A 23472-nucleotide genomic window follows, 5' to 3' on the forward strand; every position below is an offset into this window, starting at 1 on the left:
ACATTTAATTATAGTATTGCGCCTTTCCCTATTCCGTCCGCCCCGTGCGGCTTACGCCGCAGGTCACTCCCGTTGTCAACAAAACCCATACGGTCGACCTGCAGAACGTTGCAGATAAGGTAGTCAATCATGAGCGCTAGGCACTTTCTCTCCCTGCTGGACTTCACCACCGACGAATTGCTCGGTGTGATCCGCCGAGGCATCGAGCTGAAGGACCTGCGCAAGCGCGGTGTACTGTTCGAACCCTTGAAGAACCGCGTGCTGGGCATGATCTTCGAGAAATCCTCGACCCGTACCCGGGTATCGTTCGAAGCCGGCATGATCCAGCTTGGCGGCCAGGCGATCTTCCTGTCTCCGCGTGACACGCAGCTTGGCCGTGGCGAGCCGATCGCCGACAGCGCCATCGTGCTTTCGAGCATGGTCGATGCGGTGATGATCCGGACCCATGCCCACAGCACCCTCACCGAATTCGCCGCCCATTCGCAGGTGCCGGTCATCAACGGCCTGTCCGACGAATCGCACCCCTGCCAACTGCTCGCCGACATGCAGACCTTCCTCGAGCACCGCGGCGCGATCCAGGGCAAAACCGTGGCGTGGATCGGCGATGGCTTCAACATGTGCAACTCGTATATCGAGGCAGCCATCCGGTTCGACTTCCAACTGCGCATCGCTTGCCCGGAAGGCTACGAGCCCGATCCACGCTTCCTGCAACTGGGTGGCGAGCGCGTGCAGATCATCCGCGATCCGAAGGAAGCCGTGCGCGGGGCGCACCTGGTGACCACGGATGTCTGGACTTCCATGGGCCAGGAAGAGGAAACTGCACGGCGCCTGGCGCATTTCGCGCCTTACCAGGTCACCCGCGAACTGCTCGACCTGGCGGCACCCGACGCCCTGTTCATGCATTGCCTGCCCGCCCACCGTGGCGAGGAGATCAGCCAGGACCTGCTCGACGACCCCCGCTCGGTCGCCTGGGACGAAGCTGAAAACCGCCTGCATGCGCAGAAGGCCCTTCTGGAATTCCTTGTAGAACCGGCTTACCACCACGCATGAGTCAACAGCTACTGCTCAACCTGCGCAACCTGGCCTGCGGCTATGGCGACCAGCGCATCGTCCAGAACCTCAACCTGCACCTCAACGCGGGCGACATCGGTTGCCTGCTGGGGTCCTCCGGTTGCGGCAAGACCACCACGCTGCGCGCCATCGCCGGTTTCGAGCCGATACACGAAGGTGAAATCCAGCTGGACGGCGAAGTCATTTCCCGCGCCGGATTCACCTTGGCCCCGGAAAAGCGCCGGATCGGCATGGTATTTCAGGACTACGCCCTGTTCCCCCACCTCACCGTGGCGCAGAACATCGCCTTCGGTATCGGTAAGCACCCGCGCCAGGCGGCGGTGGTCGACGAGATGCTCGAGCTGGTCAAGCTCGGCGGCCTGGGCGGGCGCTACCCGCACGAGCTGTCCGGCGGCCAGCAGCAACGCGTGGCGCTCGCCCGGGCGCTTGCACCCGAGCCACAGCTGCTGTTGCTCGACGAGCCATTCTCCAACCTCGACGTGGAACTGCGCCGGCGCCTGAGCCATGAGGTCCGCGATATCCTCAAGAGCCGTGGCACCAGCGCCATCCTGGTCACCCACGACCAGGAAGAAGCCTTCGCCGTCAGCGATCATGTCGGCGTCTTCAAGGAGGGCCGCCTGGAGCAGTGGGACACGCCCTACAATCTCTACCATGAGCCGCAGACGCCGTTCGTTGCCAGTTTCATCGGCCAGGGCTACTTCATTCGCGGCCAGATGAGCAGCCACGAAGCGGTGACCACCGAACTCGGTGAGCTACGTGGCAACCGAGCCTACACCATGGCGCCCGGCAGTTCGGTGGACGTGTTGCTGCGCCCTGACGACATCATCCATGCTCCGGACAGCACGTTGCGGGCACAGGTCATCGGCAAGAGCTTCCTCGGCGCGTCGACCTTGTACCGCCTGCGACTTCCCACCGGCAGCCAGCTCGAAGCGATCTTCCCCAGCCACAACGACCACCCGATCGGGCAGGAGGTCGGCATCGCCGTGGCGGCCGATCATCTGGTGCTGTTCGCGGTGCCCGGCAGCGTTGCCGCGCAGTTGGCACCCCAGGAAAACGGCGTACGTCGCATCAGCTCGGCGCTTTAGCGCTTCGAACGCACCGCTCCCGTGTCTTGCTATGAGGTGCGGGAGCGGGCTTGCCCCGCGATCGCTTCGAATCACAACAGAAAGGCGCCGGAGGCTACCAACCGGGCCTGCCCACCAATCTTCACCCGCTCCCCCTCCAGCCGGCAGAACAATTCCCCACCTCGCGCCGACCGTTGGAACGCGTGCAACTCCGGCTTGCCCAGGCGCTCAGCCCAATATGGAATCAGCGAGCAATGGATCGAACCAGTGACCGGGTCTTCCGGGATACCGATACCCGGTGCAAAGTAGCGCGACACGAAATCATGCTGCTCACCTGGTGCCGTCACGATCACACCCAAGCCAGGTAACCTCGCCAATGCCACCATGTCCGGCGTGCAAGCACGCACGGCTTGTTCGGATGCCAGTACCACCAGCAGCTCCTTGGTCTGGTAAACCTCCTGCACCTCGCATCCCAGCGCTTCGGCCACGGCAACCGGTCCAGCCAAGGGCTGCGGATCGATGCGCGGGAAATCGAGCCACAGGCGGCCCCCTTCACGAGTCACGCTCAACGGCCCGGAAAGGCTTTGAAAGTCCAGGCGCACCTGCTGCTCGCCATACACCTCGAACAGCACATGGGCACTGGCGAGAGTGGCATGACCGCACAGCGGCACTTCGGTAGCAGGGGTGAACCAGCGAATCCGATAGCCTTCTCCTTCAGCGACCACGAACGCCGTTTCGGCGAGGTTGTGCTCGGCGGCGACCTGCTGCATCAGCGCATCGTCGAGCCACTGTTCCAGGAGGTAGACCATGGCCGGGTTGCCGGCGAAGGGCCGGTCACTGAATGCATCGACCTGGTGAAAATGCAGCTGCATGCCACGACTCCTGTGCTGGGCGGAAAAGGCCTCGAGCATGGAGCAAGGCGCCTGAGCCGAACAGTGACAGAGTCGTGGAATTTGAATCAGTACAGATGTCAGCCGCGACCGATCTCGGCGAACTGTGCCTGGGTATGGGCAGCGAGCACCGCTGCGGCGAGTTCCACTTCCAGACCACGACGGCCAGCGCTCACATGAATAGTTTCATGTTGTTGCGCGGATTGGTCGATAAAGGTGCGCAGGCGCTTCTTCTGCCCCAACGGACTTATACCCCCAACCAGGTAACCAGTGGCGCGCTGCGCCGCCTGTGGATCGGCCATTTCGCACTTTTTCACCCCCGCCGCCTGCGCCAGCGCCTTCAGGTCGAGGGTGCCGACCACCGGTACCACGGCCACCAGCAGTTCGCCTTTTTCGCTGCTGGCGAGCAGCGTCTTGAACACGCGCAACGGATCAAGGCCCAGCTTTTCCGCCGCCTCCAGGCCATACGAGGCGGTTTTCGGATCATGTTCGTAACTGTGTACGCAGTGCTCGGCGCGCACCTTCTTCAGCAAGTCCAGGGCGGGGGTCATCAACGGCTCCAGTCGATCACGGGTCGGCGGGTACTTTAGGGCAAATCCCCTGGAGCGGCCAGCACAGCGCCCAGTCTAGAGCAGCGGCCATCGATTCACGGCGCGGCACGGCAGTCAGAATGTGGCCATACGTTCATTTTCGACCTTTGACATCAGCGTTTCTTGTCTATATTTTTTCGTTTATGAATAAATGATGCACCTATAAGGTGCGTTTCCTGTACCCGCCCGGCGTCAATGGGGATCGACTCCGGGCTTTTTGCTGTCGAGCGCCCAGCGCCTCACAACAACAAGAACCGAGGTCATACATGACGACTGCACTGCGACAACCCACGCTATCCGCCCAATGCCTGGCCGAATTTCTCGGCACCGCCCTGCTTATCTTCTTCGGTACCGGTTGTGTCGCCGCGCTCAAGGTCGCCGGTGCCAGCTTCGGCCTGTGGGAAATAAGCATCATCTGGGGGGTCGGCGTGAGCATGGCGATCTACCTCACCGCCGGGGTATCCGGGGCGCACCTGAACCCGGCAGTCAGCATCGCGCTGGCCGTGTTCGCCGGCTTCGACAAGCGCAAGCTGCCGTTCTACATGCTGGCCCAGGTGTGCGGCGCATTCTGCGGCGCCGCGCTGGTGTACTTCCTGTACAGCAACCTGTTCTTCGATTTCGAACAAAGCCACGCCATGCTGCGTGGCAGCCAGGCCAGCCTGGAGCTGGCCTCGGTGTTTTCCACCTATCCGCACCCGGCGCTGTCCACCGGCCAGGCGTTTCTGGTCGAGGTGATCATCACTGCCATCCTGATGGCCGTGATCATGGCCCTGACCGACGACAACAACGGTCTGCCCCGTGGCGCCACCGCGCCCCTGTTGATCGGCTTGCTGATTGCCGTGATCGGCAGTGCAATGGGCCCGCTGACCGGCTTCGCGATGAACCCGGCACGTGATTTCGGGCCTAAACTGATGACCTTCCTGGCCGGCTGGGGCGAAATCGCCTTCACCGGTGGACGCGATATTCCGTACTTCCTGGTGCCGGTGTTCGCGCCGATCCTCGGCGCAAGTTTGGGTGCGGCCCTGTACCGTGGGCTGATCGCCCGTAACTTGCCGACCACCCAGGCCGCGGCCCAACAGACAGACGATAATCCTCAGGGCGATACCCAGGTTTCCTGATGCCCGCGCCGGGCCCGGACCGCAAGGCCGGCGCCCGCCACGCCCTGACCTACTCCCTATTCGTGCAAGGCCACCGACATGACCGATACCCTGGACAAGAACTACATCATCGCCCTCGACCAGGGCACCACCAGTTCGCGCGCCATCATTTTCGATCGCGACGCCAACGTGGTGGGTACCTCGCAGCGTGAATTCGCCCAACACTACCCGCAGGCGGGCTGGGTCGAGCACGACCCGATGGAAATCTTCGCCACCCAGAGCGCGACCATGGTCGAAGCCCTGGCCCAGGCCGGCATCAGCCACGCCCAGGTCGCCGCCATCGGCATCACCAACCAGCGCGAGACCACCGTCGTCTGGGACAAGGAAACCGGGCGCCCGGTGTACAACGCCATCGTCTGGCAGTGCCGCCGCAGCACCGACATCTGTGCCCAGCTCAAGCGCGACGGCCACGAGCAGTACATCCGCGAGGCCACCGGCCTGGTCACCGACCCGTACTTCTCCGGCACCAAGCTCAAGTGGATCCTCGACAATGTCGAAGGCGCCCGCGAACGCGCCGAACGTGGCGAGCTGCTGTTCGGCACCATCGATACCTGGCTGATCTGGAAGTTCTCCGGCGGCAAGGTGCATGTCACCGACTACACCAACGCCTCGCGTACCCTGATGTTCAACATCCATACGCTGCAGTGGGACGAGAAGCTGCTCGACATCCTTGGCATTCCGCGCCAGATGCTGCCTGAAGTGCGCCCATCGTCCGAAGTCTATGGCAAGACCAAGAGCGGCATCGATATCGCCGGTATCGCCGGCGACCAGCAGTCGGCGCTGTTCGGCCAGATGTGCGTGGAACCGGGCCAGGCCAAGAATACCTATGGCACCGGCTGCTTCCTGCTGATGAACACCGGCGACAAGGCGGTGCAGTCGTCCCACGGCCTGCTCACCACCATCGCCTGCGGCCCGCGCGGGGAAGTGGCCTACGCCCTCGAAGGCGCGGTCTTCAACGGTGGTTCCACCGTGCAGTGGCTGCGCGACGAACTGAAGATCGTCAATGACGCCTACGACACCGAGTATTTCGCCAGCAAGGTCAAGGACAGTAACGGCGTTTACCTGGTACCGGCCTTCACCGGCCTGGGCGCGCCCTACTGGGACCCCTACGCCCGGGGCGCGCTGTTCGGCCTGACCCGTGGCGTCAAGGTCGACCACATCATCCGTGCCGCCCTGGAATCGATCGCCTACCAGACCCGCGACGTGCTCGACGCCATGCAGCAGGACTGCGGCCAGCGCCTGTCCGAACTGCGCGTGGACGGTGGCGCTGTGGCCAACAACTTCCTCATGCAGTTCCAGGCCGACATCCTCGGCACCTGCGTCGAACGCCCGAAAATGCGCGAAACCACGGCGCTGGGCGCCGCCTACCTGGCGGGCCTGGCCTGTGGTTTCTGGAGTGGCCTGGACGAACTGCGCGACAAGGCGATCATCGAGCGCGAGTTCAGCCCGCAGCTGGATGAAGCGGCGAAAGAGAAGCTCTACAAGGGCTGGCGCAAGGCCGTGGATCGCACCCGCGATTGGGAAGACCACGACGCCTGAGTTCAGAAGCAAAGCGGCACGAGCCCGCTCCCTCAAGGCTGATCCTGGGAGCGGACTTGCCCCGCCATGACCCTTTGCGCAACAACCAGACTGGTCCTGCACCACGACCTACGGCATCATTGCAGAATTTGTCCGGCTGCCCCAAAGGACCGCCCATGAATCTGCCTCCCCGCCAACAACAAATCCTCGAGCTCGTCCGCGAACGCGGCTATGTCAGCATCGAGGAAATGGCGCAGCTGTTCGTCGTCACCCCGCAGACCATCCGCCGCGATATCAACCAGCTCGCTGAAGCCAATCTGCTACGCCGCTATCACGGCGGCGCGGCCTACGACTCGAGCATCGAGAACACCGCCTACGCCATGCGCGCCGACCAGATGCGCGACGAGAAGCAGCGCATTGCCGAAGCTGTGGCGCGGCAGATTCCGGACCATGCCTCGCTGTTCATCAACATCGGTACCACCACCGAATCCATCGCCCGCGCCCTGCTCAACCACAATCAACTGAAAGTCATCACCAACAACCTGCATGTGGCGGCGATCCTGGCAGCCAAGGACGATTTCGAAGTGCTGGTAGCCGGTGGCACGGTGCGCCGCGACGGCGGCGTGGTCGGCCAGGCCAGCGTGGACTTCATCAACCAGTTCAAGGTCGATTTCGCCGTAGTCGGCATCAGCGGGATCGATGAGGACGGCAGCCTGCTGGACTTCGACTACCAGGAGGTGCGGGTATCCCAGGCGATCATCGCCAATGCCCGCCAGGTACTCCTAGCCGCGGACTCGAGCAAGTTTGGGCGTAATGCGATGGTGCGCCTCGGTTCGATCAGTCTGGTCGATTGCCTGGTGACCGATCAGGCGCCATCCCCGGCGCTCACCCAACTGCTCAACCAGCACAAGATTCGCCTCGACGTGGTTTGAGGGGGCAGTAACTCGCCGCTGCGATCAGGCGGCGCTCGATTGCACCGCCCTGTAAAACCCGGGGCCGGTCTCCCTGCTTTTTCGAAAATGTTCATTATTCTGTCATCCGATCAGTTTTTTCTATAAAGACTGGCTGGCAGCCGCCTGTTCATTGCGCTAGTATTTTCGAAAACGAACATAGATGTTCGCATTCGATGCGAACGCCCCAGGAGGCCTTGCCCGTGTCCCAGCCCGTTTCGTCCCAGCCACCCCTGCACGACTGCTACGACCTCGCCGTGATCGGCGGTGGCATCAATGGCGTAGGCATCGCTGCCGATGCTGCCGGACGCGGCCTCAAGGTGTTCCTTTGTGAAAAAGACGACCTGGCCCAGCACACCTCCTCAGCCAGCAGCAAGCTGATCCACGGCGGCCTGCGTTACCTGGAGCATTATGAGTTCCGCCTGGTGCGTGAAGCCCTGGCCGAGCGCGAAGTGCTGCTGGCCAAGGCTCCGCACATCGTCAAGCCGATGCGCTTCGTGTTGCCGCACCGTCCGCACCTGCGCCCGGCCTGGATGATCCGCGCCGGACTGTTCCTCTACGACCACCTGGGCAAACGCAAGCACCTGGGCGCCTCTCGCGGCCTGCGCTTCGGCCCGGGGTACCCGCTCAAGCCGGCCATCAGCCGCGGCTTCGAATACGCCGACTGCGCCGTCGATGACGCTCGCCTGGTGGTGCTCAACGCCATGGCTGCCCGTGAAAAAGGTGCGCACATTCACACCCGTACCCGCTGCTTGCGAGCAGAACGGGTAGACGGCCTGTGGCAGGTGGAACTGCAGCATGCCGACGGCAGTGTGCAGACGCTTCGCGCCCGGGCCCTGGTCAACGCCGCTGGCCCTTGGGTCGCCAGCTTCATCAAGGACGACCTCAAGCTTGACGCGCCGTACGGCATCCGCCTGATCCAGGGCAGCCACCTGATCGTTCCGCGCCTGTACGAAGGCGAACACGCCTACATCCTGCAGAACGAAGATCAGCGGATCGTTTTCTGCATCCCTTACCTGGACCGCTTCACCCTGATCGGTACCACCGATCGGGAATACAGCGGCGACCCGGCCAAGGTGGCGATCACCGAGCAGGAAACCGACTATCTGCTCAAGGTGGTCAATGAGCACTTCAACCACCAGCTCAGCCACACCGACATCCTGCACACCTATTCCGGGGTGCGCCCACTGTGCAACGACGAATCGGACAACCCGTCCGCGGTCACCCGTGACTACACGCTGGCACTGTCCGCCGCCGAGAACGAGGCGCCACTGCTATCGGTATTCGGCGGCAAATTGACCACCTATCGCAAACTGGCTGAATCGGCCATGGCCGAATTGCAGCCATTCTTCACCCAGATGCACGGTAGCTGGACTGCCGGCGCGCCGTTGCCAGGCGGTGAAAACATGACCACCGCGCCAGCGCTGGTCGAGGCCCTGGTGGCGCGCCATGCGTGGCTACCACTGGATATCGCCAAGCGCTGGGCCACGACTTATGGCAGCCGTGTCTGGCGCCTGCTCGAAGGTGTCGATAGCCCCGAGGATCTCGGGCAGTCCATGGGTGGTGGCTTGTTCACTCGCGAAGTCGACTACCTCTGCGCCGAGGAATGGGCCACGACTGCGCACGACATCCTTTGGCGCCGTACCAAGTTGGGCCTGTTCACCAGCAGTACCGAGCAGCAGGCATTGAGCGACTATCTGGCACAAGCGAACAAGGCGCAGATCCGCGCCGCCTGAAGCGCTCTGAGGTCGGGTTGCATGGCCATGCATCCCGACCTTTTTCATATCCCACCCGTTCGGATTTCCGAACAAGGCCCTAGCACTCATCCGGAAAGCCGGACAGCACACGCGCTCTCAAAAGCATCAAAAAAGATTAATCCCCAGCATTTTCGCGGCGTTATGATCGACATCAGAGCTTGGCACGACTCATGCTCTACACTTGGTAGCCGAATGCACCACGCTTCATGCTGTATTCGTTGAACGAAAGAGTCCGCCAACGGCTCCATAAAAAAAACAAACACGTCGAGGAAAATTTGATGCGCATCGTTCGTCAATTGCTGGGCGCCGCCATCGCGGCCGCTGTCATCGCATCGCCGGTCATGGCTGAAGAGCTGACCGGAACCCTGAAGAAGATCAAGGATTCGGGCACCATCACTCTGGGCCACCGCGACTCCTCCATCCCGTTCTCCTACCTGGCCGGCAAACCGGAACCGGTAGGCTACTCCCACGACATCCAGCTGGCCGTCGTCGAAGCCCTGAAAAAGCAACTGGGCACCGACATCAAGGTCAAGTACAACCTCGTCACCTCGCAGACCCGCATCCCGCTGGTGCAGAACGGCACCGTGGATCTGGAGTGCGGCTCTACCACCAACAACGTCGAGCGCCAGCAGCAAGTCGGCTTCTCGGTAGGCATCTTCGAGGTCGGCACCCGTCTGCTGACCAAGGTCAAGGATGGCCAGCCATCCTATAAAGACTTCGCCGACCTGGCCGGCAAGAACGTAGTGACCACCGCCGGCACTACCTCCGAGCGCATCCTCAAGGCGATGAACGCCGACAAGCAGATGAAGATGAACGTGATCTCCGCCAAGGACCACGGTGAAGCCTTCAACATGCTCGAAAGCGGCCGCGCCGTGGCCTTCATGATGGACGACGCGCTGCTGGCCGGTGAAATGGCCAAGGCCAAGAAGCCAGCCGATTGGGTCATCACCGGCACGCCACAGTCGTACGAAATCTACGGCTGCATGGTGCGCAAGGATGATGCTGCGTTCAAGAAAGCGGTCGACGAAGCCATCGTCGCCTACTTCAAGTCGGGTGAAGTCAACAAGAGCTACGACAAGTGGTTCCAGCAACCGATTCCACCAAAGGGCCTGAACCTGCAGTTCCCAATGAGTGACGAGCTGAAGCAGCTGATCGCCGAGCCGACCGACAAGGCGGCGGACGAGAAGAAGTCCTGACCTCCGGCAGATAGTGACCTGAAGCGCATCCGCGCGAATCCATCCAACAGGTCACCTAGTTAGTGTCTAACCTTTACATCCGAGGGCGTCGAACGCCCCCGGATGTATCGAGGTGCCCGTGAAACAACCGTCTGAGGGGAAATCCCGATGAATTACAACTGGGACTGGGGCGTGTTCTTCAAGTCCACCGGCGTGGGCAGCGAGACCTATCTGGACTGGTACATCACCGGTCTGGGCTGGACCATCGCCATCGCCATCTCCGCCTGGATCATCGCCTTGCTGCTGGGCTCGCTGCTCGGCGTGATGCGTACCGTACCCAATCGTCTGGTGTCAGGGATTGCCACCGCTTACGTCGAGCTGTTCCGCAACGTGCCGCTGCTGGTGCAGCTGTTCATCTGGTACTTCCTCGTGCCAGACCTGCTCCCTGAAGGCCTGCAGGAGTGGTTCAAGCAGGACCTCAACCCAACCACCTCGGCGCTGATCAGCGTGGTCATCTGCCTGGGCCTGTTCACCGCCGCCCGTGTCTGCGAGCAAGTGCGTACCGGTATCCAGGCGCTGCCCCGTGGCCAAGAGTCGGCCGGCCGCGCGATGGGCTTCAGCCTGCCGCAGATCTACATGAACGTGCTGCTGCCCCAGGCCTACCGGATCATCATTCCGCCGCTTACTTCGGAATTCCTGAACGTGTTCAAGAACTCCTCGGTAGCCTCGCTGATCGGCCTGATGGAGCTGCTGGCGCAGACCAAGCAGACCGCCGAGTTCTCGGCGAACCTGTTCGAGGCATTCACCCTGGCCACGCTGATCTACTTCACCCTGAACATGGGCCTGATGCTGCTCATGCGCATGGTCGAGAAGAAAGTCGCGGTACCCGGCCTGATTTCCGTGGGAGGCAAGTAAATGGACATGGATTTCAGTGAAATCATCCCGGCCCTGCCCGCCCTTTGGGACGGCATGGTCCTGACCCTGCAACTGATGGTCATGGGCGTGGTCGGCGGTATCGCCCTGGGCACCATCCTCGCCCTGATGCGCCTGTCGTCGAACAAGCTGCTGGCCAATATCGCCGGCACCTACGTCAACTACTTCCGCTCCATCCCCCTGCTGCTGGTGATCACCTGGTTCTACCTGGCGGTGCCGTTCGTGCTGCGCTGGATCACCGGCGAAGACACCCCGGTGGGCGCGTTCACCTCCTGCGTCGTGGCCTTCATGATGTTCGAGGCGGCCTACTTCTGCGAAATCGTCCGCGCCGGTGTGCAGTCGATCTCCAAGGGCCAGATGGGCGCCGCGCAGGCGCTGGGCATGAGCTACGGCCAGTGCATGCGCCTGATCATCCTGCCCCAGGCGTTTCGCAAGATGACCCCGCTGCTGCTGCAACAGAGCATCATCCTGTTCCAGGACACCTCGCTGGTCTACACCGTCGGCCTGATCGACTTCCTCAACTCGGCTCGCTCCAACGGCGACATCATTGGGCGCTCCCACGAGTTCCTGATCTTCGCCGGTGTCGTCTACTTCCTCGTCAGCTTCTCCGCTTCCTGGCTGGTCAAGCGCCTGCAAAAAAGGATCACCGTATGATTTCCATCAAGAACGTCAATAAATGGTACGGGGACTTCCAGGTACTGACCGACTGCAGCACCGAGGTCAAGAAAGGTGAAGTGGTGGTCGTGTGCGGCCCGTCCGGGTCGGGCAAGTCGACACTGATCAAGTGTGTCAACGCCCTGGAGCCGTTCCAGAAAGGCGACATCATCGTCGACGGCACTTCCATCGCCGACCCAAAGACCAACCTGCCCAAGTTGCGTTCGCGGGTGGGCATGGTGTTCCAGCACTTCGAGCTGTTCCCGCACCTGTCGATCACCGAGAACCTGACCATCGCCCAGCGCAAGGTACTCGGCCGCAGCGAAGCGGAAGCCACCAAGAAAGGCCTGGCTTTGCTCGACCGCGTTGGCCTTGGCGCCCACGCCAAGAAGCACCCTGGCCAACTGTCAGGCGGCCAGCAGCAGCGCGTGGCGATCGCCCGTGCCCTGTCGATGGACCCGATCGTCATGCTGTTCGACGAACCGACCTCGGCGCTGGACCCGGAAATGGTCAACGAAGTCTTGGACGTGATGGTCGAACTGGCCCACGAAGGCATGACCATGATGTGCGTGACCCACGAGATGGGCTTCGCCCGCAAGGTCGCCAACCGGGTGATCTTCATGGACAAGGGCAACATCATCGAGGATTGTCAGAAGGAAGACTTCTTCGGTAATCCCGAGGGCCGCCACGAGCGTACCCAGCACTTCCTCAGCAAGATCCTGCAACACTAAGTCGGCCACAGTGACGCTGCCCGGCCACCTGCCGGGCAGCGGAAGCTGGTCGTAACAAGGCCACTGTGATGAAATGCGACCCTTCGCTCCTTCGCCCCGCCCAGCCCACCGTGAAAACCCGCCTGATTCGCCAATTGCTCGTCCCGCCCCTGGTCATACTGCTGATGGTCGGCCTGGGTTTCGCGGGCTTCCTGATCAGCGAAAGCAACGGCATCCGCACCCTCAGCGAAAACGGCGAACGCCAGCTGGAGCTGCATGCGCGCACCGTCGAAAGCGAAATCAGCAAGTACACCTACCTGCCCAGCCTGCTCGAGCTGGAAGACAGCGTCTCGCGCCTGCTCACCGACCCTGACGCCGGTGACCGCCAGGCCGTCAACGAATACCTCGAAGGCCTGAACCGGCGCAGCCGCAGCCGGGCGATCTTCGTCCTCGATACCAATGGCCGGGTCCAGGCCACCAGCAACTGGCGCGATGCCGACTCTTTCCTCGGCGAGGATCTGGCATTCCGCGCCTACTTCCAGGTCGCCGTGCGCGGCGAGCCCGGGCGGTTCTACGGTATCGGCAGCACCACCGGCGAGGCGGGCTACTACCTGGCCCACGGCCTGGAGGAACACGGCAAGATCATCGGCGTGGCCGTGATCAAGGTGCGGCTCGACACCCTCGAGGAGCGCTGGCAGCGTGCCCGCCTGGAGGCCTTCGTCAGCGACGAGAACGGCATCATCATCCTCTCCAGCGACCCGTCCCGGCGCCTGAAATCGGTGCGCCCGCTTAACCCGCAGATCAAGGAACGCCTGGCGCGCAGCCTGCAGTACTACTGGTGGCCGCTCAACGAGCTGCAACCGCTGGCACGGGAAACCCTCGCCGATGGCGTGGAGAAACTGACCTTCCCGGCCAACAGCGAGACCGAGCACGGCAAGCAGCGCGACGTCTCCTACCTGGCCCAGACCCGGCGCCTGGCCGACACGCCCTGGCACTTCACCCTGCTTACCCCTTTGCAGGACCTGCGCCGCGAGTCGATGGTGCAGGGCATCCTGGTCGGGGTGGCCTTCGCTCTGCTGGCGATCCTGGCCATCGCCTGGAATGAGCGACGTAAAGTGATCGCCACCCGCCTGGCGGCCCGCGAGGCACTGGAAGAGGCAAACAGCCAGCTGGAGCGCAAGATCACCGAGCGCACCGCCGACCTGCGCGCCAGCAACGAACGCCTCAAGGGCCAGATCCGCGAACGCCGCCACGCCGAACAGACCCTGCGCCACGCCCAGGACGAACTGGTCCAGGCCGGCAAGCTGGCGGCCATCGGCCAGATGTCCACCAGCATCGCCCACGAACTCAACCAGCCGCTGGCGGCGTTGCGCACCCTGTCCGGCAACACGGTACGTTTCCTCGAACGCGGCGCACTGGAAACCGCCAGCGCCAACCTGCGCACCATGAACGACCTGATCGATCGCATGGGCCGCATCACCGCCAGCCTGCGCTCATTCGCCCGACGCGGCGACGACAGCGGCCAGGCCTCGCTGGAGAAGGCCGTGGAAGCCACGTTGCAGGTGCTGGCCAACCGCATCAGCGCCTGCCACCTGCAACTGCACCGGCAGTTCGACGACCCGCTGCTGGCCATCGACCAGACCCGCCTGGAACAGATCCTGGTCAACCTGATCGGCAACGCCCTCGACGCCATGGCCACCCAGCCCTTGCCTCAACTGTGGCTGGAAGGCGAGATCCAGGGCGACAAATACCGCCTACGGGTACTCGACAATGGCCACGGCATCGACGCCGAGGCGCGCAAGCACCTGTTCGAACCCTTCTTCACCACCAAACCGGGCGAGCATGGCCTGGGCCTCGGCCTGACCTTGTCGGCAAGCCTGGCCACCGCGGCCAAGGGTACACTGAGCGTCGAACACCCCAGCGGTGGCGGCACTGCTTTCGTCCTTGCCCTGCCCCTGGTCACGCCCCCTAGCGAATCGGCTGAGCCACTATGAAACAAGCACCTCTCACCGTCCTGATCGTCGAAGACGACCCGCACGTGCTGCTCGGCTGCCAGCAGGCGCTGGCCCTGGAAGACATCGCCTGTGAAGGCGTCGGCAGCGCCGAGCAGGCCCTCGAGCGCATCGGCGACGACTTCGCCGGCATCGTCGTCAGCGATATCCGCCTGCCGGGCATCGATGGCCTGGAGCTGCTCAACCGCCTCAAGGCCCGCGACCGCAGCCTGCCGGTGGTGCTGATCACCGGCCACGGCGATATCAACATGGCGGTAGGCGCCATGCGTAACGGCGCCTACGACTTCATGGAAAAGCCCTTCTCGCCGGAGCGCCTGGTCGACGTCGTGCGCCGCGCCCTGGAGCAACGCGGACTGTCCCGCGAGGTGTTCGCCCTGCGCCGCCAGTTGGCCGAGCAGAGCAGCCTGGAAGGGCGCATCATTGGCCGCTCGCCGGCCATGGAACACTTGCGCGAACTTATCGCCAACGTCGCAGATACCTCGGCCAACGTGTTGATCGAAGGCGAGACCGGCACCGGCAAAGAGCTGGTCGCCCGCTGCCTGCACGATGTCAGCCGCCGCCAGAACCAGCCGTTCGTGGCGCTGAACTGCGGTGGCCTGCCAGAGAACCTGTTCGAGAGCGAGATCTTCGGCCATGAGGCCAACGCCTTCACCGGCGCCGGCAAGCGCCGCATCGGCAAGATCGAGCACGCCAACGGCGGCACGCTGTTCCTCGATGAGGTCGAGAGCATGCCGATCAACCTGCAGATCAAGCTGCTGCGCGTTCTGCAGGAGCGCACCCTGGAGCGCCTGGGCTCGAACCAAAGCATACCGGTGGACTGCCGGGTGATCGCCGCGACCAAGGCCGACCTCGCCACCCTGGGCCAGAGCGGGCAGTTCCGCAGCGACCTGTACTACCGCCTCAACGTGGTGACGCTCGAGTTGCCGCCACTGCGCGAACGTCGCGAAGACATCCTGCAACTGTTCGAACACTTCCTCCAGCAGTCGGCGCTGCGCTTCGACCGCGAAGCACCGGCCCTCGACAGCCAGACCCTGTCGCAACTGATGGCCCATGACTGGCCAGGCAACGTGCGCGAGTTGCGCAACGTCGCCGAGCGCCATGCCTTGGGCCTGCCGGCGTTCAAGAAGAACACCAGCGGCGGCGCCAGCCAGGGGCTTGGCTTCGCCGAAGCGGTGGAGGCATTCGAGCGCAACTTGCTCAGCGATGCCCTGCAGCGCACCGGCGGCAACCTCAGCCAAGCCAGCCAGGAACTGGGCATGGCCAAGACCACGCTGTTCGACAAAGTGAAGAAATACGGCCTCGGCTGACCCGCAACCCGAATCTGGAAAGACAACGTGGACCTGGTATTCAAAGCGGCCCTGGGCGCCGGCGTGGTGGTGCTCCTGGCGATTCTGTCGAAGACCCGCAACTACTACATCGCCGGGCTGGTGCCGCTGTTTCCCACCTTTGCCCTGATCGCTCACTACATCGTCGGCAAGGGACGGTCGCTGGAAGATTTGAAGACCACCATCCTGTTCGGGATGTGGTCGATCATTCCGTACTTCGTGTACCTGGCGACCTTGTACGTACTGGTCGACCGCCTGCGCCTGGAAGCATCGCTGGCACTGGCCACGGTGGCCTGGCTGGTGGCGGCGACGGTGTTGGTAAGCCTCTGGGTAAGGATGCACTGAGCGCATCGCCGCTGCGCCGTGCCCCGCGCAGGGAGCTAAAGCCGGGCGATGTGCGTGACATCCTGCCGATGCGCCTGCAGGTAAGGTAGGACCGCCCCCAGCAGCGGCGCCTTGAATCGCTCCTGGAAGCGATGCGCCAGCCCCGGAATCAGCCGCAACTGGCTGCCCCGGATATGTGCAGCCAGATGCACCCCGTGCATTACCGGCAGCAACGGATCGGCAGTGCCATGCACCACCAGCGTCGGCACCCGCAGCTGGTTGAGCAGCTCGACCCGACTGGGTTCGGCGAGGATCGCCATGATCTGGCGCTTGACCCCCTCCGGGTTGAACGCCCGGTCATACGCCACCGCGGCCTGCTCGAGCAGCGCGGCACGGTCATCAGGCACCTCGGGGCTGCCCAACGCCGCCAGCAGATCGGCCTGCTGCTCGATGGCCGCCTCACGACTCGGCGCGCCACGCCGCGCCAGGAGTTGCACCAACGCTGGCGCCGGGGCCGGCAGGCCGATGGCGCCCGAGCTGGACATTACCAGCGTCAGGCTGCGCACCCGACCCGGCGCCATGGCGGCGATGTGCTGGGCGATCATGCCGCCCATGCTCACCCCCAACACGTGAAACTGGCGGATCTCGAGTGTATCCATCAAACGTACGCCATCATTGGCCATGTCGGTGAGGCTGTAAGGCGCCGAAACCGGCAGCCCCAGCTTGTAGCGCAGCAGCTCGACGGTCAGGCTCGCCGAAGCCGGCGGCTGGTTCCACCGCGACAGGCCGACATCCCGGTTGTCGTAGCGGATCACCCGAAAGCCCTGGCGGCACAATGCCGCAACCACATCGTCCGGCCAGTGGATGAGCTGCCCGCCCAGGCCCATGACCAGCAACAAAGCTGGATCGCGGGGCGCGCCAACGCTCTGATAGACCAGGCTCAGCTCACCCAGGTCGACGCGTTGCACCGGCACGTGGACGTCGCAGCGAGCGTCGGCGAAACTCGCCGGCACGCTGACCAGCAGCAAGAAGAAAAGTAGTAAAGCCCGCATGAAAGAAACACCAGAATGCAGATCCCCAGTAGAGCGCGAGTCTGATGAAATCCGTTCGGGCGCGCTGCCACAAAACCGTGACAGTTTCGTGAACATTGCCGAGCGGTCGTGTGCATCTGGCTGTCGACAGCACTGGGCAACATGAGAGAAACTCAACGCCATCTCGTTTTAGCTCAAAGAATGCTCACGGAGCCGTCGTGCTGGAAATCCGCCACCTGAAAACCCTTCATGCCCTACGCGAAGCCGACAGCCTGGTGGAGGCCGCCGAACGCCTGCATCTGACCCAATCGGCGCTGTCGCACCAGTTCAAGGAACTGGAGGAACGCCTGGGGCTGCCACTGTTCGTGCGCAAGACCAAGCCGATCCGCTTCACCAGCGCCGGCCTGCGCCTGCTGCAACTGGCCGACGCCACCCTGCCGCTGCTGCGCGGTGCCGAGCGCGATATCGCTCGCCTGGCCGGCGGCACCGCCGGGCGCCTGCACATGGCCATCGAATGCCATAGCTGCTTCCAGTGGCTGATGCCGACCATCGACCAGTTCCGTGACGCCTGGCCGGAAGTGGAGCTGGATCTGGCCTCTGGCTTCGCCTTCGCCCCGTTGCCGGCCCTGGCCCGTGGCGACCTCGACCTCGTAGTGACCTCCGACCCGGTGGACCTGGCCGGCATTACCTACGTGCCACTGTTCACCTACGAAGCCATGCTTGCCGTGGCCAACCAGCACCCACTGGCCGGCAAGCCATACATCGTGCCCCAGGACTTGCTCGACCAGACCCTGATCACCTACCCGGTGGAACGCGACCGCCTGGACATCTTCACCCGTTTCCTGGAGCCGGCCGACATCGAGCCGGCGGCGGTGCGCACCTCGGAGCTGACGGTGATGATGATGCAACTGGTGGCCAGCGGGCGTGGCGTGTGCGGCATGCCGCACTGGGCCCTGCACGAGTACAGCTCGCGGGGTTATGTGAAGGGCAAGCGCCTGGGCGAGAAAGGCCTGTTTGCCACGCTCTATGCGGCGGTGCGCACCGATATGCTCGATGCGCCGTACATGCGTGACTTCCTGCTGACCGCCAAGGACACCTCGTTCGCCACCCTCGACGGGGTCAGCGCGGTGCGTTGAGGCCCTCGCGCCACAGCGGCAGGATCAGGTCGCGGGTCAGCGGCGCCAGGTCCAGGTCCGTCGCCTGGTCGCTAGCCAGCCACATCACCTCTTCGATTTCCGCCGCCGGTACTACCGCCTCGCGGCACTCGACACGGAACAGTTCGGCCTGGACCTCGAAGCCCGGCTCGTTGGCGGCCGGGGCGCTGAAGCGGCCCAGGTGGACGGCCTGGGCGGGATCGACATGCAGCCCCAGCTCCTCGTGCAGCTCACGCACCAGCGCCTGCGCCGGCGATTCGCCCGGGTCGATCTTGCCCCCCGGCTGCATGAAGGCCAGGGTATCGCGCTTGCGTACCAGCAGGGTCCGGCCCTGGAGGTCGATGAGCAGGGCGGCGGCGATTCGGATGGTCTTGGGCATGCTGGACTCTCGGTTTACTGAGGTTGCGCAGGATACCTGACAGGGTCCTGTCGCGGGACAAGCCCGCGCTCACAACGATTGCGATGGGGCCGGAACAGGCAGACGAACGGCCCCTTGCCATTCCCCTGCTTACCCGCCATAACCAACCCATGAATCTGCCCGCCCAGCTCCACCCGGTGCTCGACCTGTTCCACCCTGCTGTCGCCACCTGGTTCCGCCAGCGCTTTGCCACGGTCACCGAGGCCCAGGCCCGCGCCTGGCCGCTGATCCATGCCGGCCAGTCGATGCTGCTGGCCGCGCCGACCGGCTCGGGTAAGACCCTCAGTGCCTTTCTCGCGGTGCTCGACGAATTGTTCCGCCAAGGGTTGCAACAAGGCGGCGAGCTGCCCGCGCAAACCCAGGTGGTCTATGTGTCGCCGCTCAAGGCGCTGTCCAATGACATTCGCCTCAACCTCGACGCGCCGCTCGAGGGTATCGGCCAGCAGTTCGCACAACTCGGCCTCGAGGCCCCACGCATCACCACCGCCGTGCGTACCGGCGACACGCCCCAGAAGGAGCGCGCCGCCATGCGCAAGCTGGCGCCGCACATCCTGGTGACCACGCCGGAATCACTGTATGTGCTGATGGGCTCGGCCTCCGGTCGCCAGGGGCTGGCCAGTGTGCACACGGTGATCGTCGACGAGATCCACGCCTTGGCCGGCAACAAACGTGGCTGCCACCTGGCGCTGACCCTAGAACGTTTGCAGGCCCTCGCTGGCCGACCTTTGAGACGTATTGGCCTGTCTGCGACCCAGCGGCCGGTGGAGCGCGTGGCGCAGTTTCTGGTTGGCCACGAACGGCCCTGCGCCATCGTCGATATCGGCCATGTCCGCCAACGCGACCTGGCTCTGGAAGTACCGCCTGTGCCACTGGGCGCGGTCATGGCCACCGATGTCTGGAGCCTGGTCTACGAGCGCCTCGCGGTGCTCGCCCGCGAGCATCGCACCACGCTGGTGTTCGTCAACACCCGGCGCCTGGCCGAGCGCCTGACGCGTCACCTGGGCGAGCGCCTGGGCAACGACGCGGTCGCCGCCCATCACGGCAGCCTGGCCAAGGAGCATCGCCTGGCCGCCGAGCAGCGGCTCAAAGCCGGCGAACTGCAGGTGCTGGTGGCCACCGCGTCGCTGGAGCTGGGCATCGATATCGGCGATGTCGACCTGGTCTGCCAGATCGCCTCGCCGGGCTCGATCGCCGCGTTCCTGCAGCGGGTCGGACGCTCCGGCCACCAGGTCGAGGGCATCCCCAAGGGCCGCCTGTTCCCCACCTCGCGGGACGACCTGATCGAATGCGTGGCGTTGCTCGACTGCGTGCGCCAGGGCGAGCTGGACGCCCTGCACATCCCTCACGCACCGCTTGACGTGCTGGCTCAGCAGATCGTCGCCGAGGTCAGCAACCAGCCGTGGTCCGAACGCGCGCTGTTCGACCTGCTGCGCCAGGCCACGCCTTATGCCGAGCTGGACGAGGGCCATTACCAGGCCTTGCTGCGCATGCTCGCCGAGGGCTACAACGGCCGCCAGGGCGTGCGCGGCGCCTACCTGCATCGCGATGCGGTGAACGGCACCCTGCGTGGGCGTCGCGGCAGCCAGCTGACCGCGCTGACCAGCGGCGGCACCATTCCCGAGACGGCCGACTATGCGGTGCTGCTCGAGCCCCAAGCGTTGAACATCGGCAGCGTCAACGAGGATTTCGCCGTCGAGAGCATTGCCGGCGATATCTTCCAACTGGGCAACGCGTCGTACCGCATCCTGCGCGTCGAGCCTGGGCGGGTGCGGGTCGAGGACGCCCACGGCCTGCCACCGACCATTCCGTTCTGGCTCGGCGAAGCGCCTGGGCGCAGTGACGAACTGTCCGCCGCAGTGGCTCGGCTGCAGCAACGTCTCGACCAGCAATTGCAGGCCGGCGACACTCAACAGGTGCAGGCCTGGCTCCAGGCGACTTATGAACTGGACGAAGCCTGCGCCAGCCAACTGCTCGACTACCTTGGCCGTACCTGGCAGGTACTCGGCGCCCTGCCCTCGCAGCAGACGCTGGTGATGGAGCGCTTTTTCGACGAGTCCGGCGGCACCCAGCTGATCATCCACTCGCCCTTTGGCAGCCGTATCAACCGCGCCTGGGGCCTGGCCCTGCGCAAGCGCTTCTGCCGCACCTTCAACTTCGAACTGCAGGCGGCGGCCAGCGAGGACGCCATCGTGCTGTCCCTGTCCACCAGCCACAGTTTCGACCTGGACGAGGTGTGGCGCTACCTGAACAGCCGCAGTGCCGAAGCGATCCTGATCCAGGCGTTGCTCGACGCCCCGCTGTTCGGCGTGCGCTGGCGCTGGAATGCCGCGGTGGCCATGGCCCTGCCGCGTTACGTGGGCGGTCGCAAGGTGGCGCCGCAGATCCAGCGCATGAAGAGCGAGGACCTGGTGGCCTCGGTGTTCCCCGACCAGCTTGCCTGCCTGGAGAACATCGTCGGCGAGCGGCAGATCCCCGATCATCCATTGGTCGAGCAGACCCTCGACGACTGCCTGCACGAGGCCATGGACAGCGAGGGCTGGCTGGAGCTGCTGCGGCGCATGGAGCGCGGTGAAGTAGCCTTGCTCAGTCGCGATCTGCCGGCCCCCTCGCCGCTGGCCTCGGCGATACTCAATGCCCGCCCCTACACCTTCCTCGACGACGCGCCGCTGGAAGAGCGCCGCACCCAAGCCGTACACAACCGACGCTGGAGCGACGTGCACAGCGCCGACGACCTGGGCGCGCTGGACGCCGACGCCATTGCCGCGGTGCAAGCCGAAGCCTGGCCCCAAGCTCGTAACCCCGACGAAATGCATGAGGCGCTGATGAGCCTGGGGGCCATGACCGAGCACGAAGTAGATACCAATGGCGCCTGGCGCGACCTGTTGCAGCAACTGGCCAAGGCGGGCCGGGCCTGTCGCCTGGGTACGGGCGAACACAGTCTGTGGCTGGCCCGCGAGCGCCAGCAGGCGCTGCTGACGCTGTACCCGGATGCTCGCCTGGAACCGGACATGCCGCTATTGCCGGGCTATGACGCCCCGGTCGACAGCGATACCGCCCTCACCGAACTGCTGCGCTGCCGCCTCGATGGCTTTGGCCCGATGACGCTGGAGCAGATCGCGACACCTCTGGCGCTGAAGGCCGGGGACTGCGAACAGTCCCTGGCCCGCCTGGAGGGCCAGGGCCTGGTGATGCGCGGCCATTTCAGCCCCGGCCAGACGCGCCTGCAATGGTGCGAGCGGCACCTGCTGGCGCGCATTCATCGCTACACGGTCAAACGCCTGCGCCAGGAGATCGAACCGGTCAGTCTGCAGGACTACCTGCGCTTCCTGTTCGACTGGCAGCACGTGAGCGGCGAAACCCGTCTGCGTGGGTCGCAGGCGCTGCCCGAGGTGCTCGCCCAGCTGCAAGGTTTTCCCGCCGCCGCCGGGGCCTGGGAGGGCGACCTGCTGCCAGCGCGAATCAAGGACTACAGCCCCCACTGGCTCGATGAGGCCTGCCGCAGCGGCCAGTGGTCCTGGAGTCGGCTAGCGGCGACGCTATCGGCCAGCACCCTGGCCAGCACGCCCCTGGTGTTGCTGCCGCGCGAGCACCTGGGACTGTGGCGCAGCCTCACCCCCACGCCCGACCTCCAACAGCTGGGGGCCCGCGCGCAGCGAGTCTTGCAAACCTTGCAGGAGCAAGGCGCTTTGTTCTTCGACGAACTGGCCCATGAAGCCCACCTGTTGCCCAGCGAACTGGAATCGGCGCTGCAGGAACTGGTGGGCTCGGGCCTGGCCAGCGCCGACGGTTTCAGCGGCCTGCGCAGCCTCATCAGCCCCGCGGCCAGGCGCAAGCCGCGCACCAGCCGGCGCGGGCACCCAGCGCTGTCGAGCAGCATGGTCCATGCCGGGCGCTGGGCGTTGCTGCGCCGCTCGACCGTCACGGTCGACAGCGACCAGCGCCTGGAACATGTGGCCCGCAGCCTGCTGCGCCGCTATGGCGTGGTGTGCTGGCGCTTGCTGGAGCGCGAGAGCGATGTGCTGCCCCCGTGGCGCACACTGTTGCGCTGCTATCAGCGTCTCGAGGCGCGAGGCGAGATCCGCGGGGGGCGCTTCATTGCCGGGCTGGCGGGCGAGCAGTTCGCCCTGCCCGAAGCGGTAGGGTTGCTGCGCCAGGTGCGCAACCGCACGCCGGGCGGGGAACTAGTGATGGTCAGCGGCTGCGACCCTCTGAACCTGGTCGGCACACTGCTGCCGGGAACGAAAGTGCCGGCAGTGGCGGGCAATCGGCTGCTGTATCGCGACGGGGTGCCAGTCGCCAGTCGCGTGGCAGGGAAGTACCTGTTTGCGGTAGAAGCATCGGCCAGCGAACAGGACCGTTGGCGCCAGCTTCTGTTGCGCGATACAGCGGCGCAGGTTCAGCCCTTGGTCTGAAACCCGGCGAAGCGCTTGTTGAACCCGGCCACCCGCCCTTCCACCGTGGTCTTGCGCTGCTGCCCGGTGTACACCGGATGCGAAGCGCTGGAGACATCCAGCGCGACATAGGGATACGTCTGGCCATCGCTATGCACCTGGGTGCGGTCGGTATGCACCGTAGAACCGATCAGGAAGTACACATCGGCAGCCGTATCGTGGAACAGCACCGGGCGGTAGTCGGGGTGAATGCCAGCTTTCATGACGCAATCTCCTGGGAAGCAATAGTGATACTTTATAACGTATCACGATGCGAATGATTTTCGATACCCGAGTTTTCATTTTTCT

Annotated in this window: 20 protein-coding genes; 15 read left to right on the forward strand and 5 right to left on the reverse strand. The window is 64.2% G+C overall.

What is annotated here, in order from left to right; translation table 11 throughout:
• The first annotated feature begins 129 nt into the window (after nucleotides 1-129).
• Both argF and KSS90_RS20155 read left to right on the forward strand, forming a co-directional pair.
• A complete protein-coding gene (argF, locus tag KSS90_RS20150) occupies nucleotides 130-1050 on the forward strand; it encodes an ornithine carbamoyltransferase (protein WP_217866988.1) in 921 nt (306 codons plus the stop codon).
• Nucleotides 1047-2156, forward strand: coding sequence for an ABC transporter ATP-binding protein (locus tag KSS90_RS20155; RefSeq protein ID WP_217866989.1), 1110 nt, complete (start codon nucleotides 1047-1049; stop codon nucleotides 2154-2156). The genes argF and KSS90_RS20155 overlap by 4 nt, the downstream gene beginning before the upstream one ends.
• Before the next feature lie 71 nt (nucleotides 2157-2227).
• Here the strand turns inward: KSS90_RS20155 and KSS90_RS20160 are convergent, their stop codons facing one another.
• Nucleotides 2228-3007 (reverse strand): PhzF family phenazine biosynthesis protein, encoded by a 780-nt coding sequence (locus tag KSS90_RS20160; protein ID WP_217866990.1) that lies wholly within the window; start codon nucleotides 3005-3007, stop codon nucleotides 2228-2230.
• Nucleotides 3008-3105: 98 nt separating this feature from the next.
• Nucleotides 3106-3576, reverse strand: coding sequence for a Cys-tRNA(Pro) deacylase (gene ybaK, locus KSS90_RS20165; protein WP_217866991.1), 471 nt, complete (start codon nucleotides 3574-3576; stop codon nucleotides 3106-3108).
• A gap of 305 nt (nucleotides 3577-3881) precedes the next feature.
• On the opposite strand from ybaK, the gene KSS90_RS20170 reads away from it, so the two are divergent.
• The 11 genes from KSS90_RS20170 to KSS90_RS20220 all read left to right on the forward strand — a co-directional run bounded on the left by KSS90_RS20170 (nucleotide 3882) and on the right by KSS90_RS20220 (nucleotide 16151).
• Nucleotides 3882-4733: an MIP/aquaporin family protein gene (locus KSS90_RS20170; protein ID WP_217866992.1), complete on the forward strand. Its 852-nt coding sequence runs from the start codon at nucleotides 3882-3884 to the stop codon at nucleotides 4731-4733.
• Between the two features lie 78 nt (nucleotides 4734-4811).
• A complete protein-coding gene (gene glpK, locus KSS90_RS20175; protein WP_050704018.1) occupies nucleotides 4812-6311 on the forward strand; it encodes a glycerol kinase GlpK in 1500 nt (499 codons plus the stop codon).
• A gap of 155 nt (nucleotides 6312-6466) precedes the next feature.
• Nucleotides 6467-7222, forward strand: a complete 756-nt coding sequence (gene glpR / locus KSS90_RS20180) for a DNA-binding transcriptional repressor GlpR (protein WP_217866993.1) — start codon at nucleotides 6467-6469, stop codon at nucleotides 7220-7222.
• A 221-nt stretch (nucleotides 7223-7443) separates the two neighbouring features.
• Nucleotides 7444-8976, forward strand: coding sequence for a glycerol-3-phosphate dehydrogenase (gene glpD, locus KSS90_RS20185; RefSeq protein ID WP_217866994.1), 1533 nt, complete (start codon nucleotides 7444-7446; stop codon nucleotides 8974-8976).
• 299 nt (nucleotides 8977-9275) lie between these two features.
• On the forward strand, nucleotides 9276-10193 hold the full coding sequence (locus tag KSS90_RS20190; protein ID WP_217866995.1) for a glutamate/aspartate ABC transporter substrate-binding protein: 918 nt from the start codon (nucleotides 9276-9278) through the stop codon (nucleotides 10191-10193).
• 147 nt (nucleotides 10194-10340) lie between these two features.
• The gene (locus tag KSS90_RS20195; RefSeq protein ID WP_011532507.1) at nucleotides 10341-11087 is read left to right on the forward strand and encodes an amino acid ABC transporter permease; all 747 of its coding nucleotides are present in this window, start codon (nucleotides 10341-10343) and stop codon (nucleotides 11085-11087) included.
• Nucleotides 11088-11759 carry an amino acid ABC transporter permease gene (locus tag KSS90_RS20200; RefSeq protein WP_217866996.1) on the forward strand — a complete coding sequence of 224 codons (672 nt, stop codon included), beginning with the start codon at nucleotides 11088-11090 and terminating at the stop codon, nucleotides 11757-11759.
• The gene (locus KSS90_RS20205) at nucleotides 11756-12490 is read left to right on the forward strand and encodes an amino acid ABC transporter ATP-binding protein (protein ID WP_217866997.1); all 735 of its coding nucleotides are present in this window, start codon (nucleotides 11756-11758) and stop codon (nucleotides 12488-12490) included. The genes KSS90_RS20200 and KSS90_RS20205 overlap by 4 nt, the downstream gene beginning before the upstream one ends.
• A 68-nt stretch (nucleotides 12491-12558) precedes the next feature.
• The gene (gene aauS / locus KSS90_RS20210) at nucleotides 12559-14463 is read left to right on the forward strand and encodes a two-component sensor histidine kinase AauS (RefSeq protein WP_217866998.1); all 1905 of its coding nucleotides are present in this window, start codon (nucleotides 12559-12561) and stop codon (nucleotides 14461-14463) included.
• Nucleotides 14460-15788, forward strand: a complete 1329-nt coding sequence (gene aauR, locus KSS90_RS20215; RefSeq protein ID WP_217866999.1) for a two-component response regulator AauR — start codon at nucleotides 14460-14462, stop codon at nucleotides 15786-15788. Before aauS ends, aauR begins: the two co-directional genes overlap by 4 nt.
• A gap of 27 nt (nucleotides 15789-15815) precedes the next feature.
• Entirely contained in the window at nucleotides 15816-16151 is a 336-nt protein-coding gene (locus KSS90_RS20220) for a GlpM family protein (protein WP_110738817.1), read from the forward strand.
• Nucleotides 16152-16186: 35 nt separating this feature from the next.
• Here the strand turns inward: KSS90_RS20220 and KSS90_RS20225 are convergent, their stop codons facing one another.
• The gene (locus KSS90_RS20225) at nucleotides 16187-17182 is read right to left on the reverse strand and encodes an alpha/beta fold hydrolase (protein WP_217867000.1); all 996 of its coding nucleotides are present in this window, start codon (nucleotides 17180-17182) and stop codon (nucleotides 16187-16189) included.
• A 197-nt stretch (nucleotides 17183-17379) separates the two neighbouring features.
• On the opposite strand from KSS90_RS20225, the gene metR reads away from it, so the two are divergent.
• Nucleotides 17380-18297 (forward strand): transcriptional regulator MetR, encoded by a 918-nt coding sequence (metR, locus tag KSS90_RS20230; RefSeq protein ID WP_217867001.1) that lies wholly within the window; start codon nucleotides 17380-17382, stop codon nucleotides 18295-18297.
• Here metR and KSS90_RS20235 read toward each other — a convergent pair.
• The gene (locus KSS90_RS20235; RefSeq protein WP_217867002.1) at nucleotides 18281-18694 is read right to left on the reverse strand and encodes an NUDIX hydrolase; all 414 of its coding nucleotides are present in this window, start codon (nucleotides 18692-18694) and stop codon (nucleotides 18281-18283) included. The two genes, metR and KSS90_RS20235, sit on opposite strands and share 17 nt — an antisense overlap.
• A 149-nt stretch (nucleotides 18695-18843) precedes the next feature.
• Between KSS90_RS20235 and KSS90_RS20240 the strand changes: the two genes are divergently transcribed.
• Nucleotides 18844-23145, forward strand: a complete 4302-nt coding sequence (locus KSS90_RS20240; protein ID WP_217867003.1) for a DEAD/DEAH box helicase — start codon at nucleotides 18844-18846, stop codon at nucleotides 23143-23145.
• Here KSS90_RS20240 and KSS90_RS20245 read toward each other — a convergent pair.
• Entirely contained in the window at nucleotides 23130-23387 is a 258-nt protein-coding gene (locus KSS90_RS20245) for a type B 50S ribosomal protein L31 (RefSeq protein ID WP_217867004.1), read from the reverse strand. The two genes, KSS90_RS20240 and KSS90_RS20245, sit on opposite strands and share 16 nt — an antisense overlap.
• Between the last annotated feature and the right edge of the window lie 85 nt (nucleotides 23388-23472).

Origin of the sequence: Pseudomonas maumuensis, from assembly GCF_019139675.1 — a bacterium.
In the GTDB taxonomy this organism is placed as follows: Bacteria; Pseudomonadota; Gammaproteobacteria; order Pseudomonadales; family Pseudomonadaceae; genus Aquipseudomonas; species Aquipseudomonas maumuensis.